Origin of the sequence: Pararhizobium arenae, assembly GCF_001931685.1 — a bacterium.
Taxonomy (GTDB): Bacteria; Pseudomonadota; Alphaproteobacteria; order Rhizobiales; family Rhizobiaceae; genus Pararhizobium; species Pararhizobium arenae.
Window position 1 is genome coordinate 1 of the sequence record NZ_MOOY01000003.1, and the last position, 16202, is coordinate 16202.

The 16202-nt window shown below is 57.8% G+C and carries 13 protein-coding genes and 1 pseudogene; 10 read left to right on the plus strand and 4 right to left on the minus strand.

The genetic code is table 11. The features are described 5' to 3' along the window. A partial coding sequence (locus BLX89_RS06490; protein ID WP_143523528.1) for a PAS domain-containing protein occupies nt 1-456 on the minus strand: 456 nt, incomplete at its 3' end. Between the two features lie 742 nt (nt 457-1198). Here BLX89_RS06490 and BLX89_RS06495 point away from each other — a divergent pair. Next, nucleotides 1199-2284, plus strand: coding sequence for an AI-2E family transporter (locus tag BLX89_RS06495; protein WP_075289873.1), 1086 nt, complete (start codon nt 1199-1201; stop codon nt 2282-2284). A 204-nt stretch (nt 2285-2488) separates the two neighbouring features. Here BLX89_RS06495 and BLX89_RS24960 read toward each other — a convergent pair whose 3' ends face one another. Together BLX89_RS24960 and BLX89_RS06505 are read right to left on the minus strand one after the other, a co-directional pair. After that, nucleotides 2489-2935 (minus strand): glycosyltransferase, encoded by a 447-nt coding sequence (locus BLX89_RS24960; RefSeq protein ID WP_245292772.1) that lies wholly within the window; start codon nt 2933-2935, stop codon nt 2489-2491. Nucleotides 2936-3059: 124 nt separating this feature from the next. Then, complete coding sequence (locus BLX89_RS06505; protein WP_075289874.1) at nt 3060-3482, minus strand: BA14K family protein; 423 nt, start codon at nt 3480-3482, stop codon at nt 3060-3062. A 259-nt stretch (nt 3483-3741) separates the two neighbouring features. Between BLX89_RS06505 and BLX89_RS06510 the strand changes: the two genes are divergently transcribed. From BLX89_RS06510 to BLX89_RS06535, 4 genes and pseudogenes are all read left to right on the plus strand, one after another. Further along, entirely contained in the window at nt 3742-3981 is a 240-nt protein-coding gene (locus tag BLX89_RS06510) for a DUF982 domain-containing protein (RefSeq protein ID WP_075289875.1), read from the plus strand. Nucleotides 3982-4870: 889 nt separating this feature from the next. Beyond that, complete coding sequence (locus BLX89_RS06525) at nt 4871-5104, plus strand: hypothetical protein (protein WP_143523529.1); 234 nt, start codon at nt 4871-4873, stop codon at nt 5102-5104. 396 nt (nt 5105-5500) lie between these two features. After that, on the plus strand, nt 5501-5812 hold the full coding sequence (locus BLX89_RS06530; RefSeq protein ID WP_075289878.1) for a hypothetical protein: 312 nt from the start codon (nt 5501-5503) through the stop codon (nt 5810-5812). A gap of 221 nt (nt 5813-6033) precedes the next feature. Then, a pseudogene (locus BLX89_RS06535) lies at nt 6034-8364 on the plus strand (hypothetical protein). 21 nt (nt 8365-8385) lie between these two features. Here BLX89_RS06535 and BLX89_RS06540 read toward each other — a convergent pair. After that, nucleotides 8386-10500, minus strand: a complete 2115-nt coding sequence (locus tag BLX89_RS06540) for a site-specific integrase (RefSeq protein ID WP_245292773.1) — start codon at nt 10498-10500, stop codon at nt 8386-8388. Nucleotides 10501-11102: 602 nt separating this feature from the next. Between BLX89_RS06540 and BLX89_RS06545 the strand changes: the two genes are divergently transcribed. From BLX89_RS06545 to BLX89_RS06565, 5 genes are all read left to right on the plus strand, one after another. Then, nucleotides 11103-12068 carry a helix-turn-helix domain-containing protein gene (locus BLX89_RS06545; RefSeq protein ID WP_075289879.1) on the plus strand — a complete coding sequence of 322 codons (966 nt, stop codon included), beginning with the start codon at nt 11103-11105 and terminating at the stop codon, nt 12066-12068. A 171-nt stretch (nt 12069-12239) separates the two neighbouring features. Next, nucleotides 12240-13055, plus strand: coding sequence for a hypothetical protein (locus BLX89_RS06550; protein ID WP_143523530.1), 816 nt, complete (start codon nt 12240-12242; stop codon nt 13053-13055). Between the two features lie 90 nt (nt 13056-13145). Next, nucleotides 13146-14885, plus strand: a complete 1740-nt coding sequence (locus tag BLX89_RS06555; RefSeq protein ID WP_075289881.1) for a hypothetical protein — start codon at nt 13146-13148, stop codon at nt 14883-14885. Nucleotides 14886-14950: 65 nt separating this feature from the next. Beyond that, nucleotides 14951-15619, plus strand: a complete 669-nt coding sequence (locus BLX89_RS06560) for a hypothetical protein (protein ID WP_075289882.1) — start codon at nt 14951-14953, stop codon at nt 15617-15619. A gap of 8 nt (nt 15620-15627) precedes the next feature. Beyond that, a complete protein-coding gene (locus BLX89_RS06565) occupies nt 15628-15939 on the plus strand; it encodes a hypothetical protein (protein WP_075289883.1) in 312 nt (103 codons plus the stop codon). Nucleotides 15940-16202: the final 263 nt, after the last annotated feature.

The following is a 16202-nucleotide window of genomic DNA, read 5'->3' on the forward strand; positions in this document are numbered from 1 at the left end:
CCGGTGCTGGACTTCCTGCAGAAGGATGGCCTTGTCGCGAACCAGGTCGTCTTTCAGACGAGCCTCAGCGCGCATGTCGGTCACGTCGGTGATGGCGACAAGCAGGCGAATATGCTCAAGATCGCCGTCATCGAGCTTGCGCGCGTTGATGATCAACTGCCGCGTTTTCCGGTCCGATCGCTTCAGGTCGATCTCATAGGCATCAATGCTCGCACTGCCGGTGACGGTCGCCGTCAACAGGGACTCGAGCCTGGGCATGGCCCATTCCCCGTGTCCGAGTTCGCCAAGGCGCTTGCCTGTGACGGAGGCCGGGGCAATCTCGAATGCTCGGCAGAAAGATGCGCTCGCTGCGATGATCCTCAGATCATCGGACAGAAACAGCAGCGGTTCGTTGGACGACATCACCACGGCAAGTGTGCTCGCCGCTTCGAAATGTACTTTCGGTATCTGTGACATGATAGGGCCCTCAAGGGCCGGAGACTCACGGCGCAAGTCATGACTCGGCAGGAGCGTTGGACAAGGCGCTGAAAGCCGTATCCTACTGAAACACAATAACACACCTCATGCGTAGTTTTGCTTTAATTCTGTCGGGCAGACGTGAACTCTGCCCTAGCTCGAGCAAAAGGCGCCCGAGCCGATCATGAAGCCGCCCGCTTCGCGGAACATGCGCGCGCTAGCACCGGACTGGCGCGGTCGCATTTGGTGAGTATGGGGCGCATCGGTTGGCGTGTCGCCATCTGTTGCCGGGACGGTCGTGGCCTGGATAGGCAGACAAAACGCGCGCTACACCATATCGGCTGGCTTTCTACTGGTGGAACATGACGTTGAAAGCGCCGTCTGCGGGGGAAATAGGTTAAGCGCTGTTGCGCGGCTCTCATAGTCGAATTTATCCGTCGATTGGACCGGAACCTTCCAGCAGCCATGCCGTTGAGCGGAATGCAAAGATCTTTCTTCCGCGAGCGTAATGACCTGGAGCTCGATGTGAAGGCATCGAGTTTACCGATGATGTTGCTTACGTGTCGCGCCTTGTCTGCGAAAACATCCAAGTTGAACCGACCCGGTGATGGCTGATCAACGCCAGTGTTCTGGTGTCATGAGGTAGGAAATCGGCGGATTGCAGTCGCGAACCAGTTATGGCGAAACTACTCGAAGATTGTTGTCTCGCTCTCCAGAGCCGCGACATAAGGAACATGCCAGAATGTCCATCCAAAGAGCCAGTTTTTATGTGCTCCTGGTCATCGTGACGATTGCATTTGTGTGGCTGCTCATTCCCTACTACACTGCGGTCCTCTGGGCTGTGATCCTTGCAATCTTGTTCTTCCCCGTCCACAGACGGCTAGACCGAATGATTGGTGGTCGTTCCACGATCGCGGCACTGCTGACCGTGCTTCTATGCGTCTGCCTCGTCATCCTGCCGGCCCTCGGCATTCTGGCATCGCTCATCCAGGAAGGGACCAGCCTCTACCAGCGCATCAGCAGTAACGAAATCAACCTGAATGCCCACCTGCTGCGTCTTCAATCCATCCTCCCTGCCTTCGTCGACGACTGGTTGACTTCCCTCAAGCTCGATGGCTTTGCTGAAGTCTGGACGAAGCTGTCGTCCGGCTTCATGGAGGCAGGCCAGTCGATTGCCGGCGGTGTGCTAAGCTTCGGACAGAACACGCTGCAGTTCTTCATCAGCCTGGGACTGATGCTCTATCTGCTGTTCTTCCTGTTCCGCGACGGCGCATCGCTGGGGAGGACTTTACGTCACTCCATTCCGCTCAGTGACGACTATACGCGCCAGTTCGTCGATAAGTTCGCCGCCGTTGTCCGCGCCACGGTTCGAGGCAATGTGATCATCGCGATCACACAGGGTCTGATTGGCGGCCTGAGCTTCTGGTCCCTGGGGATCGAGGCCGCATTGCTCTGGGGCGTCGTCATGACTTTCCTGTCCATGCTGCCTGCCGTCGGTGCCGCGATCGTCTGGGTACCGGCTGCTATCTGGCTCTTCCTTATCGGCGCTTGGATCAGGGGCATCCTGATGGTGGTGATCGGCATCTTCGTGATAGGGCTGATCGATAACATCCTTCGTCCTCCGCTGGTCGGGCAGGGAGCGCGGCTGCCGGACTATGTCGTGCTCATTTCGACTGTCGGTGGAATTTCCCTGTTCGGCCTCAGCGGCTTCGTGATTGGTCCCCTGATCGCCGCCCTCTTCATCTCCGCGTGGTCCCTGTTCACGCTGCAACAGCAGGAACCCGCATTACCTTCAATCAGTCCTGACATCGAGAAAAGAGGCTATTGAGGCGCGCGGAACGTGTCGCGAAATGAAGAATGCATGTGCGGTGACGGAGCTAAAGCCGCTGCCAGCCGCAACTCGAGACCGCCGATTTGATTTTCCGGGCGTGTCTTTTTCCCGCGCAGAAAGGAACTATTCGAGGCTGGAGACATGATTTCAGCGTCTTAACGGTCATTGCCTTCGTTCTCGTGCGAGTTACACGGGTCTGGATCAGATATCGCTGATAGAGGGAAGGTGAATCTCGATCTCCCTGCGCCTCTTGTCATCTAATGATGCAACATTCGCATTCCAAAACGCATCGGCCTCGGCAGGCTCATCTTCCCACTTCCGCGTGCTGACAATGTTGTCATCGACCTTTACACGGCGTCGCCCTCCAAGCCTCATGTATTCTTCAGCCATTTCCAGCGATGGTGTCTTTCCATCGTCCGATACGACGATCTCGTTTGGCTGTTTTTCTTCCGCGAGAATGGCACGTAGTGCGTCATGCTCTGGCCCGAAGGGTTTTTGCGCCAGAAACGCTTCCACAGTCGAGCGTGTCTCATGGCCACCTGAAGGCGAATTGCCGACATGCAGAACCATCGATTCACCGCCAAAGCTATCTTTTCGAACAAACCAACGGTCTCCGTTGGAGCTTTCTGCGAATTTCTGATCGTCCATAATGTTGTCCCTTCCGATGGGATCGGATCCATTAACTTCTAAATCGCGGCGCAGCCACGAGGAGCGAAAATAAGGCATTACGCAAAGGCCCGATCGTGTTGACCGGGCCTTTGCAAGTCATCGATTAATAGGGAGACCTGCACTGCTGGCGCGGACCATTATTGGGCTGATAGGTGTTGTCATAAGCCCGATACGACCGATAGCGATTGGCACACCAATTGGCTGATTGGTCATCAATTTCGACAACCCGCTCTCGCCTGGTTCCATTCGTCAACGCACCGCCGATGATCGCTCCTGCTCCAAATGCCGCAAGCGGATACCAGTAGCCGTCATTGTGACGGCGATATCCGTCACGGCGTTCGCGGTATCCCTGGTTGCCATTCCAGTGGCCGCGGCGCATGTCACGACGATATTGGACAGACTGAATGTCGGGGCTAACTTTGTACAACATGGGCGTAGCGGGAGCCGCTGCCGCGGGGGTGTACGTCGACAAGCCGATCGTGGCGGCAAGCGTTGCCGTGCAAACTGCAGATATGATGTTTTTCATTGGATCTTCCTTGGTTGAACCAGGATTTCCTGGTTCACAAGGCTAACCATCGTGTGGGGTTAATGTTCCGAACCTGTGACATACTTCGCGAAAGAGCGTGAGCCGCCGCGATGAGAATGTCGGGAGCCAGGCCATACAGTTTAGTTATGGCTTAGAGCGTTGCTTGCAATAACAAGAAAACATCGGAAACGTGCGGAACCAACTGTGCATTGCGCGGTTATGCTGCGTTGCACAAATGTCAATTTGGAAACTCACGCGGATGAACAAGATTCACTGGACAAAACCGGTACGGATATCGGCCCTTCAAGGCGGCGAGCAGGTGATCAATGGGCCTTTGGAAGCACTGGAGAGCCTTAACTCCTGGCTTCATCATGAAGGATGGTTCTTTGAGCGCGCAAAAGACAGGTGTCACGCTGCGCTGGAGATTGGTCTATCACCAGAAGAAGCGCGCCGAGCTTTCATCGCCGCAGCCCTCGATATGAACGTACCGTTTGCATGAAGTCCCATTTGGGGGCTACCTTAAACATAGTCCATTTTTATCCGTGAAATTCGCGTCGCGTTCGTCATAGTTGACGTCCCATTTCTTGCCGATCGGCTTTTGTCGAGCAGGCGCCTTGTGGGCTGTGGCGTTGTCGGAGCCGGTAATAATCCGTGGCTTTGCACTCGCCAAACCGTTGTTACCGCTAGTGCCAGGCCTTTGGCATATTGACCCTTTGCATCCTGATGAATGGCCGCTACCCCTGCCTGTTTCTTCTTCGTTATCACTTGTCTCCCTTCGTCTTGCCTGCATCCGTCAGTTTTGAGCGATTGGGGTCATCCAAATTTTATCCGGCCGCGTCACGATCGGTCGCGTGATTGTCGACAGCCGGTAGATAGCCGCGCGGGCGCGATTCTTCCGGTCCCTCCCACCGCGGAGATTGATCTGTAGTCCCGGCTAGTTTCGCCACAATTTCGGCCGAAAGCGAAGATCATTTCCGCTTCGCGGCTTCATGCCGGTTATCGGCGCCGTGGTCGCCCATGCCCGAAAGCGGACGAGACCGTGCTTCGGCGTAGCGTTTGACCCTACCTTTTCGACGCTTTGGGACTGACGGCCAAGGATCTTCTGCGCCGCTGCGAACGGGCGACGCCGGATCGCGGCGACGCCTGCATGTTGTTCTGGACGCTCGGCGGCAATCAAGTCGGTAAGGCCGCATTAGCCGGCTGGCGTGAGATTATCCTGCCGAACCTCGGGGAGCTATCGCTATGGCCGTTCGACGGGCCGCTCCCATGAACTGATGATACCGGGTGCCACTGTCGGGACCGAGACCTATCCCGGCGACGTTTGTGGCCAGCTTGGAATTCCCCGACGTCCGGTATGGAGTAAGCGACAGCAAGACGGACGCCGGTCCGTGGCAAGTCATCTGGTGCGGTGGCTGGAAAACAGGCCACACGTCGACGGGAGCGCACTCCAAAGTCTGATCAGCGATGGTTTCGGAAATGGCAAGGATGGTGAGGACCGGTTCGACGCCACGGTCGGCCTGCTCGGCATGATCGACGTCGTCGATGGTAGACGGAGCGAAGGGGTACCGGAAGCTGATAATGTCAAAACCTGGGAAGGCTGGATCCTCGGTCAGCGGGCTTAAGTCTCCCGCACGTTGATCCACAGCGAGACGATTTGATGCAGGTTGCTCGCAACTCGAAACAAATTGCGCTCATTCGCTTCGAACTTCCGGGCGAACGATTCGAACGTCTAGGGCAACGTTTCCAAACTCTGGGCGAACGTTTCATTCGTCCAGATTTCCGATTCATCCGAAGTCGGAATGGTCGCACTCTGTACGTCCGGAGCCGTGAATATAGCTGTAGGATTGCCGGCAACCTCTCGACGTGCCCGCAACCTGAAGCAAATTGCGCTCATTCGATTCCAAACTCGAAAATTCCGATTCAAAACAAAATGATTCCGTTTCGGCGAAAAACGCCTTGCGCCATGCCGCCGGTCCTCTGACCATTATAGTGCCATCAACGAGAACAGGGAGGACAACGTGGCACGACAGACCTTAGAGCAGCGGAACGCGAAGCAGCGGGAACGGCAGCAGCGGCTGAGGGACCGGCATCGGGCCGAGCGGCGCCCGGATCGAGACGACGTCGCGCGCACCATGCTGTTCTGGGCGATCACCGGCTATCTAAAGGAAGATCGGCCCGATCGGATCGATCAGCTAGCCGACGCCGTGACTGCCCTGCTGGTCGACCAAGGATTTGACGAGCGGGCAGCCTACGAGGTCTTCGATGATCTCGTTGACCGCTATGCCCGCGACGACCAGCCCTTCCGCCGTAAGCCTCACCTGCGGGGCTGAAGAAATCAGGCCATCTGCTCTGCTGGATCACCAACTTTTTGCAAACGGCGTTATCATCAGAGACTTCGTCCCCCCGTTACTTCGTGAAACGCCGTTTGCAACTGAATCGTTTTTATAAAAAAGCCTTTCGCTTCCGGTAACCCGCGGTTACCAGAGGTTAACCCCATTCCCATAGCTCGCGTGCCCCGCATCTGCGGGAACGACCAACAACAGCTACGTGAATGGAAATGAACCAGTTTTCTGCCAAAACCTTTCAACGCAAGATCGACGCCTTCTGCCAACTGCGGCTAGCGCCGCTGTTGGAGGATGACGAACTTCTCCGACTGAAGTGGTATATGCACACGCTCATTCAGACGAGGAAATCGGCGCCAAGAACGAGCGGCAAGACGGACTGGGACGTTGTCGCGGCAGCCTGCGGCGTGGACGCCAAGCTCCTGGCGAACAATGCGCGGCAGATCAACCCGGCGTTCGACGCGATTGCTCGGTGGATCCGAGACGCTCACCCTTCAGCAACCGCCGCAACTTCCAAAGTCCTCCAAACACAGAAGACGCCGAGGACGCAGGCGCCGCCGACGGTGCCTCGGCCTGCCTCGCGGATGCCAAAGCATCCGACCGCGGCGCGGCCGGCTCCCGCAGCGAGCACAGGCGCAAATCTCGAATTTCCAGAAGCACTGTTCGAGGTCTGGGAGGATCCGGCTGACTTTTCGGAGGCCTTGCAGCTTCATCTTCGGCGGCATGGCGAAACTTACTGGACACTCTATCGCGGCATCATCGGTTCGGATGACACCACGGACAAGAATACGCTTTTAAGCTGGATCGAAGGTCGGAGGATCCCGCGCACCACCGAGAGCTTTGAGATCTTGTCGCGGATCGAGCGGCGGTACCGGCTTCCGGCCGGTTATTTCAAAGCCAAGTTACCGCACCCCTCACGATCGGCGTCAGGGTTTGAACTGTCTGGTATCGAACCTGCCGAGCGGCGTCGGATCGCGTGGCATCTTCCTGAGGATTTCAACACGCTGTCCTTCCAGAAGAGGGAGGAGATCGTCGATTGGGTGCGGCGGGTTATTATCAGCGGCACGACGGACTACCGGAAGTACCAGGCTGCCGCCGCCAAGCAACGCTACGCCATCCGATTTCCCGGCGTCTCCTATGGCGGCCGGGCGCCACGCGACGGTAAAATCATTGTGCCTGCGAACTACGAGCAGACATGGGTCGAGGATCCTGATCTGCTGTCCGGGGTGATCGAAGCGCCACCAGCTCTTGCCATGGAAATGGCTGACCTCGTGCGCTTCAAGACGTCGGCTCTGACGTCTGTGGGTTTTCAGCGAAACGGGGTTTGGGGCGAAGAAACCGCCTCGCAAAAGATCGAGCACCTCGGGCTTATGTTCGGCGCCCTTGCGGCAGCGAGAGATGGAGAGGTGAAGGGCTACGGGGTGCCGGTCCGACAGTTGACGTTCGGGCTCCTCATTTTCCCCGGAGTCTAGGATTGGTATCTGCAGTGGCGGGAGACGCGCCGCGGCTTCTTCACCGCTTGGGAAGTTGACATGTTGCGGATCGCTTTGGCGATCACCAAGGAGGGGACGGGATGGCTTCGGCAGCATCCGGAGCTTCTGGCGCGGGTTCAACCGATCGCCGGCCTCGTCTCGCAGAATGAGATCGACTATGCAAATGCGGACTGGCACGGTGCCTGCGACGACTTCCACAAGCATGCCGCTCATCGCGTCAAGGAAATCCAACGGATCGCGCGCGTCCATCGCGATCCGTTCGAGCCGATCATGCCGGTCCTTGAGGCGGCGAGCCCCGTTGGCGAGTATCGCAAGATCACCGAGGAGATCATCCGCCTGATGCCGGATGAGCATCGTTATCCTCGGCCGGCTGCCGAAGCGGTCCGGTCATTTCTGATGCTGAGGCTTGGCTTGCACCTGGGGCTTCGCCAGAAGAACCTCCGGCAACTGATGCTCAATCCGAAAGGGTCCATGCCGCGCTCGGAACGCGCGTTGGAAAAGATGAAGCGCGGCGAAATCCGGTGGAATGATCGGGAAGATGGCTGGGAGGTCTTCATACCTGCGGTCGCCTTCAAGAACGCACACTCATCCTTCTTTGGCGACAAGCCGTTTCGGCTCGTGCTTCCGGACCTCCTGGATCTCTACAAGTACATCGACGCCTATGTCGACCGGTACCGCTCGGTGCTCCTGCGGTCGGCTGCGGATCCCGGCACGTTCTTCGTCAAGACTGTCAAGACGACCAGCACGAACGCGGCCTATGACACGACGAGTTTCTACGAGGCCTGGCGTCACACCATCCAGCGCTACGGCATCTACAACCCCTATACCGGACGAGGCGCGATCAAGGGGCTGCTCCCGCACGGGCCTCACAATGTCCGTGACGTTCTGGCAACCCATATCCTGAAGCAGACTGGCTCCTATGAGCAGGCGAGCTACGCCATACAGGACACCGCCGAAATGGTCGCCAAGCACTACGGGCGCTTCCTGCCCCAAGATAAAGCAGCGCTTGCGGCACGCATCCTCAACCAGGTATGGGAAGCCGCCTGACGCGGAAGGAGGCGTCGGAAATTATTTCCGGCGTCTTGCCTCGTTCTTTGCCTCGCGCGCCCAAGGCGGCGGCTGCCGTTTTTCGATCCATGGGAGAAGCTTGATCGGCTTGGGTTCGATGCCGGCGGTGATAATCGGATACTTGCTGAGAGCATCGCGCATCAACGGCAGACCAGCGGGGTTGGTATAGCGAAGGCTCGTTTCACCGCCCTGACTGAGTCGTCCCGAGATGTCGTCGATGACCAGGGGCGGGACGCCTGCCTGAAGGAGGGTATCTGCCATTCCGTGGCGTAGCGCATGGAAAGCGCGATCCCACATGTTCTCTCCGAGGGACTGCTTCATGATCGGGAGGAAGACGTCGTAGAAGCGGTCGCCCGGATCGTTCACGGTTTTATCGGAGAAGAGGTCAGGGAACACGGCCTCGTACCCCAGGTTCTGGAGCGCAGCGCAATAGTCCATGAAGCCCAAGCGAACCAGCTCTTCCGGGACTGGCAATAACCGCTCTGATTGCTCAGTCTTCAACCGCCGAAATTTGTTTGTCCGCAGGATCAGCACGAGACCGCCATCGTCTTCGGCAATATCGTCTAATGCAAGCCCTGCAAACTCGCGCCGCCGGGCCCCGAGGTATGAGAACATGATCGGCAAGAAATAGGCGGCGTCATGAAAGACGTGCGGTCCCGGCTTTTTGCGGCCCCGGTCGTGGTTTAGCGAGCCTGTATAGATCGGGCTGGAGAAAATGGGTTTGATCTCGTCGGGCGTCGGCTTGTGCTGCTGTTTGCGAATACTGCCAAGCTTCGGCTTTTTCGGCCTCAAGCCTTCGAAGGTCCAATCTTCGACGTCAAACCCGTGGCCGCGAACATGTTTCAGGAAATGGTTCACATTCCCGATATGCTTTCGGATGGTAGCGGCGCTTAAGCCCACGGCGGCATCCTCGCCCTTCGTTTCGGCCTGCTCGCGGAGTCTCTCGCCCGCGGCCCGAAGCTCAGGTGCCGACATCGCCCTCATTCTGGCGCTCTGCCCCCAGCGGAGGGGGATCTCGTTGAAGTGCTTACGAAGCTTGCCGATATGGTACTGGGTAATCTGGCCGGTGTGTTCAACACCGTGTTCTTCGAGTACGCCCTTGAACATGCGAACCGCTGCGCGTGCGTCACGTGCGGTACTATCGTCCCAGGCATCCTTCATGTTCTTGACGAGCTGCTCGCACTCAGCTTCGAAATCCGCGAGGTGAATGACGGGGCGGGTCTTTTCCTCAACCGGCTCATTGATGGCGGCTACCCGCGGCGAGGGAGTGAGATCGAGCGTTACGATCGGTCGATCTTCGGGCGCCAGGGGCTCGACAACGTCATCAGCGGGAGCTGCGATCTCCGACGGCGGCGGCGTCGTGTTTACGGAGGGAACTTCAATGGAGACAGGTTGTGGCCTGGGACCCGAGCCGCCCGTGAGTTCGCTAAGGTCACGATCGGCGAGCGGATGCCGTTCCGCGACGTCGAACAGAGCTTCTGCCCGGCCGCTGAAATAGGCCTTCATGGCCTTTTCCTCGTTGAGCGGGTTTGGGCTGATTTCGAAGAGGTGCATCAATCTTCGAATGCCCGCCTTGAAGCCGCGCGTGTTGGCCTCGTGAAGCAGTTCGAAATAATTGGAGCCGACCGCGAAGATATGGGAGGCGGGAACCCCGTTTTGCCTCAGGTAGGCTAAGCCGCGGCAATCTTCCTTCAGCGTCAGGTGATGGGTGATGCCGAATATGCCGAGCAGTCTATAGGCCCATGCATTTTCCAGATCCATTTCCAGCTCTGAAATATCGGCGGGACGGCCATAGCGCCGCGCCACGATCGAAACATCTTCCAGATGCATGAGCATCATGTCTCGTTCGTGTTCGCAAAGCTTTTGGAGCTGCGCCTTGGACATGGGTTCCTTCTGCTTCAACTTCAGTTCGGCAACCAGCATGTTGAGCTTGCGGCCGATCGCCTGCGCTTTCTTATGATCAGAACAGTGAAGGCTCAGTGAAAGCCGGCTGCCTGGTCGGCACTGCCCGAAGGCGCTTGGGACGCGCGCACGCCAATAGAAGATATTGCCGCGGCGGGTGAGGTTTTCGACGTCGTGGCGGACCGCCATCAGGTTGTTGCTCTTGCCTGCCACCGGCGTCGCCGCCGCGCATATTTCGCGTGGGCATCACCTGTGGGCTACAGTTCTGGGCATCAGGTCGCCAATGATGCCAAAACGATATCCGGCGCGACTGGAAAATCAAGGAATCAAGGGGATTTAGAGAGAATTGGCTGGGGAACCTGGATTCGAACCAGGACTAACGGAGTCAGAGTCCCTAACGCAAGTCTGTAAAAGTGACGCTTTTTCTCCAAATGCGGAGAAAACGCCTTATGACATATCAACAGGTTACGAGCAATCCGCCAAATGGATTATGCCCGGTCAATGCCGCTGCTGAATGGTTGGCGGCTCATCGTGGCGAGTGCAAAGGCGCACTTATCCCTCAGGTGCGCGAGCGTTTCGGTCTCTCCAATCTCGAAGCCATTGAGGCTCTGAAACGCGCCAATGTTCTCCGACATGCGAGGGCAATGTAATGGGAGAGGCGAAATTCAAAGGGCTGAGCTTTGTCATTTACAAACAACGCGCCAACGTTTCGGGCAGTAACGTTGGCAAGTGTGGCTCTGTTAAATTGGCCACCCTGTTCGGTGAGCGGGATGTGCGAATGTCTTGTTGCAAGTTGCATCAGGAAGTAGGTACCCGTGCGTGACAATTTCACACGTTTCAGGTTGGCGTGGCTCGATCAGATATGGGCGGACAAAACGCTGACGCCAATGTCTCGTGACATCGCTATGCGTATCAGCACACGTTTCAACCGAAGGCGCTATTCTGAGAGTGGTTCTTTTTCAGCTTGGCCGTCCTATGAAACGCTTGCGGATGAGGCCGGCTGCTCCAGTAAGACGGTGCAGCGAGCGGTTTCCTTGCTCAAAGTCAAAGGTCACATGGAGACGAAGGGGGCCGGCGGGCGCCACTGCTCGCTCACCTATTACGCGATAATAAAGCCAATCGAGGCAGCTATTGAGGGTGGCGACGAAGTGGAGAAAGGTGGACATGTGTGTCCACCTTTCGAAGCGGGTGGCAATGTCGATGGTGAAAACGTGGACATCGTTGTCCCGAAACGTGGACAAATGCGTCCCCAAAAGGTGGACACCAGTGTCCTACTAACCTCTTTGAATAAACCCTTTGATGAAATCTCTGATAAAGCGCGCGCGACTGTTGAAGCTTCGCCGGCTCGTGCTCCGATCGGAACAGTCGTCCTTTCCATTCTTGCAGGCGGTCCCACGGTAGACGTGGTGCTGCCGCCAATGCTGCGAGGCAAGGAAGATCAATATCCGGAATTGGTCAAAGCTCATCGGGCCGACAAGGGATGGCCTGATTTGCATAAGCGATGCCTCGACCCGTCGCTCCGCACCGGAGCGATAGCCCGCATGGCTTTGGAAATGGAACCCGTGAAGGCTGATAGTGCGGAATGGCAGGCTTGGAAGTCGGAATACCGCGAGCGTGGCTGGCCCCTGCCAACACCGATGGACGGCATTGCCTGCTTCCCTTCGGGAGGCCCCGAGAAGCTTGAACGCTTTCTCGTACGCATGAGCATTTTAATGCTGAATGAAGCGGTCGACGAGGCTCAGAATGTTGTGCGGCTCGAAAGTGGGCGATCGAGAAGATAGATTTGCTGCTCCCTGGGAGCAATGGGTCCTTCCAGCGAGAAGCATGCCCCACGGGTAATTCGCACCCCGGTCGGTTTGACCGCGTTCCACTGCGTGCAGGTTAGTTTTTAGCTTGTTGTTGTTGTTCTTCAGAGGGTTAAGTGCCGTGAACTGTTCACTGGAGCCGCAAAAGTGAAATCTGAAAATCATCAAGTGCCGGTTGGCTACGTGTGGGTTGATCTGCCAGAAGCTGCCGCATTCTTCAAAATTCGACAGTTCAGAAACCTCTCTGCGCTGGCAGGTGTTTCTGCCAGGGGGCGGGTCGGCGGGCCTCTGAAATGCAAAACCGAGATACCGCCGACCGCATGGCTGCATCTGAGTTGCAAGGTCGAGAACGGCGATTTTTTGGCCATCACACCTGAGGGAACGCGCATCTATGACGTTCAGATCGCCTTGCCATTGGACGACGGGCGGCCGACGCCCGCCGACGCTTCTACGCCGCCGCCTGTTGAGCAACGCGCCAGTCAGGATGTATCGCAAGAGCCGGCCGACGTTTTTCGTCGCATCGCGGCGCAGGAGCGTCCTGCGGGCGCGTTCTGGACCATTGAGGAGTACAACGACCACCTGAGCAAAGCTGGGCTTTGTGTCAAGCCAGACAAGCAGCGTGTGCCTCGCGTTTCGATTGGGCCGGGAGGAAAAATTACGCGGGGTACGGCCTCAATTTCGTTGCACAATCTGTTGCTCGTCTCGCGCTTCGAGGTTGAAACTGAACGCGGCGGTTTTGCTGGCTTTCGGTTCAGTCGTGATATTGCACGCGAATTGCTTCGTTGGCTTGCGGCTGATCATGGCGGCCTATCAGCCGCACGCGGTCCCATCGATGACAAAGCTCTTGACAGCTTAGTCGATGATTTTCGCCGGCGCTGGAGCGTGCAGATCAGGCCACAGCGAGACGTCGCGGAAAGTACCGCAAATCAAATTCCGTACTACGGCAAACCATTTGCCGTATAGTTTTCCGTACTCACTCCATGACAGGCTTCTTGCTGCCGGGTCAGCCGAACGGATCGCCGCCGGCCGTTGAACCCGTGAAGGAGCGAAGGCATGAGAGACCTTGAATTCGATATCAAGGGCCATAACAAAACCCGGCCGGCCTTCAACCAGGTCATAGACGATGCGCGCGACGCCAACCGTCATATCGAGATGATGGCGCGTAGCTGGAACCTGGCCGGGACCGCCGCAAAATTGTTCGCAGCCGGCTTCACGGTCTCGGCTGCTGTCGATTTCGGGTCGCGGGTGCGCGGTGTTATCACTGAAGCTGCTGATCTTGTCGATCTCGCCGATAAGGTCGGCGTTGCGACCGAAGACCTTCAGCGGATGCAGTACGGTTTTGAGCTGGCAGGCGTGGAGGCTTCCAATCTCGACCAGGCGCTGTCGCAGTGGTCGAAGCGGATCGGCGAGGCCTACACCAACGGCGGCCGGCTCGCCAACATCCTCGCGGCAAACAATGTGAGCCTCGTTGACGGAGAAGGTCGTCTTCGCTCTTCCGTAGATCTGATGCGGGACTACGCCGATCTTGTTGCTCGCGCAGGCAGCGAACAGGAGCAGATGACCCTTGCGACTGCTGCGTTCGGCAAGTCCGGCGCGGAAATGGTGCTTGCACTCAAAAACGGCTCTGCGGGCATGGATGAGCTGATGCGCGCCGCCGACGAAGCCGGCGGTGTGTTGAAGGATGGCTTGTTGAGGCAGGCCGGTGAAATCGACGATGCCTTCAATGCAATGTGGCGGGATTTCGAAATTGGCGCGAAAGGTGCAATCTTGACTGCAGTCACAGCTATGGCACCGCTGCGGGCGGCGGCTGTTGAATGGAATAGGTCCTATAAGGCGGACATTGCTGCGGCATATGAACAAATTCAGGCGCAATCAGCGGCCGATGGCGCAATACTCGATAAAGGTGATCGCTTGAGTGGTCCTGTTGACAAGCGGATCAACAATGCATTCGGCGATCCGCGCGTGCTCAACGATAACGACCGGAAGTTAGCGGAGGCAGCGCGGCTGTGGGGGCTGAAGAAGCTCGGGGACACGATTATCCCCGGCGGCAATGATGACGACGAAGAAGGTGGCACTGGCTCGCGCTCGCGGTCCATTGCGGTCGCCCGCGAGCAAGAAAGCGCATACCAGCGGATCATCGATAAGCTCAACGAAGAGCGCGCTGTCATGGGGTTGAACACGATAGACCGTCGCATCGCGATTGAACTGCAGCGGGCCGGCGTCGAAGCGACCAGTGCTGAGGGTATGGCGATTGCTGATCTTGTCGCCAACATCGAAAGGCAGAGGGAAGCTTACGACGCAGCGGCGGAAGCCGGTGAATTCATGAACGACAATCTGCGCGAAAGCTTTTCCGACCTGCTTCCCCAGATCGAAATGGGCAACCAGGCGCTTGACGGTTTCATTAACAGGCTTGCTCAAGCTGCCATGGATGCGGCTTTCTTTGGTGAAGGCCCTCTTTCCGGCGTTTTCGGCGGGGGTGGCGGCCTGCTTACGTCGCTGTTCGGCGGTGGTCGAGCCATCGGCGGCGGCGTCGATCCGTGGCACGACTATCTCGTCGGCGAAAACGGCCCAGAAATCGTACGTATCGGTGCGCGGGGTGGCGTAGTCGGCAGTGCCGGCGCCAGCGGCGGCGGCTCGATCACATATTCGCCGGTCACCAACATTAGCGCGCCTGGCGCTGATCAGGCTGCAATCGCCCGGCTTGAGCGCACGATTGCGGAGCAGAACCGTACGGAGTCCAAACGTTTCGCTGCGTTTGTGCACACGAGCCAGGTCCGGGGTGTTCGCCCCTGAGGATACCTCGCCAGTCGCTGGCGAGTGGTAGCAAGCAAACCCTTTCAATGAAATTGGAGAGAACGATGTTGAGCATTATCCGTGACAATGTTCGCAGCCCGAAAGCAAAGGCTGAAGACACCCTCGACCGCGTCCGCCGCGCGCTGGCGGCAGCAGACACCGCCGCGAGTGTGATGGCGTGCGGTGAGGATATCCCCGCTCTCATTGGCGATATCGAGCTCGCTCGCGAAAAATTCGATGACGATATCGCCGCTGAAGCCGAGTCCATCGACCGGACGCGCGCCAATGCCCTGCGCAGCGAGCGGAGCGCGTTGAGCGACTTGCTCACCGACGCCGAATATCTGCAGCGCCGCATCGAGGAAAAGCATCGAGCGATGCTGAAATCAGAGACCGATGCCGAGATGAAATCCCTTGCCGCCGCCGCCGCCGCCAAACAGGCAGAGGCGAAAGCGTTGGTGATCAAGCTGGCCGGGCCGCTGAAACAGGTTGTTGACGCTGCAGCCGCCTATCAGGCACTGGCTGACGAAATCACCGACATCAACGCAAAGCTTCGCAACGCCGACCGCAACGAACTCTGTGTGCGTCCGCCGCTCCACTCTGTCACTGTTCGGGACGAAAATCTCGGCGCTGCTTTCGGGTTCCTGTATTCGGGCCGCCTGACCGTGCCCGGGGTGGATGGGCCGAACCTGCTGGAAATCGCGGATCGTCTGAAGCGCGAAGCGGCGCAGAAGTGAGGTGTGAGATGAACTATGGTGAACAGGTAAACGTCTGGCACGAGGAATGGCAGGCGAACGCCGATCTGCAGTTTCAGTTTCCGCTCTGGACTGATTATGCATTCGGCCGGCGGCTGCGCGAAGCCTGGGACGCGTCTCCGGAGCTTCAGGCAAAGCATGCGGGCGATTTCCGCTCCTTCAAGACAGTGACGAAGAAGCACGCCAGCGATGCCGCCCTCAGAGTGCGCGAGAAGGCAAGCCGCGACGCTGCCAAGCGGACGGGCGCGAAGGGGCCTGTCGGCTTGTTCGTCGAGAAGATGCTTGGCAAACAGCAATCCTGATCAAATCAGGGATGAAGCAAGGCGCAGTTAGCGAAGGTCGAAGAGCCAGACCCACAACGGAAAGCTGATCTCCCCGCGCCCGAGCCATGTTTCGAGGGGTCAAGGTTGGCGAGGCAATACACGAGGTACTTCTGAAATTAGAAATCTGCGGGGGTGTCATATAGCCACCGCTTATTTACTTCGCATTAGTTGAATCTGGTTTGACAGATCGACGGGTCCGAGAACAGTCGGACCCGGTAAAGGCGATCCTCGGGCTTCGCGGA

What these genes read in the sequence shown, in the direction of transcription:
- BLX89_RS06510 (WP_075289875.1), top strand. Translation starts at nt 3,742, where the DNA reads ATGAACAAGATTCACTGGACAAAACCGGTACGGATATCGGCCCTTCAA.
- BLX89_RS24960 (WP_245292772.1), bottom strand. Translation starts at nt 2,935, where the DNA reads ATGGACGATCAGAAATTCGCAGAAAGCTCCAACGGAGACCGTTGGTTT.
- BLX89_RS06560 (WP_075289882.1), top strand. Translation starts at nt 14,951, where the DNA reads ATGTTGAGCATTATCCGTGACAATGTTCGCAGCCCGAAAGCAAAGGCT.
- BLX89_RS06495 (WP_075289873.1), top strand. Translation starts at nt 1,199, where the DNA reads ATGTCCATCCAAAGAGCCAGTTTTTATGTGCTCCTGGTCATCGTGACG.
- BLX89_RS06565 (WP_075289883.1), top strand. Translation starts at nt 15,628, where the DNA reads ATGAACTATGGTGAACAGGTAAACGTCTGGCACGAGGAATGGCAGGCG.
- BLX89_RS06555 (WP_075289881.1), top strand. Translation starts at nt 13,146, where the DNA reads ATGAGAGACCTTGAATTCGATATCAAGGGCCATAACAAAACCCGGCCG.
- BLX89_RS06505 (WP_075289874.1), bottom strand. Translation starts at nt 3,482, where the DNA reads ATGAAAAACATCATATCTGCAGTTTGCACGGCAACGCTTGCCGCCACG.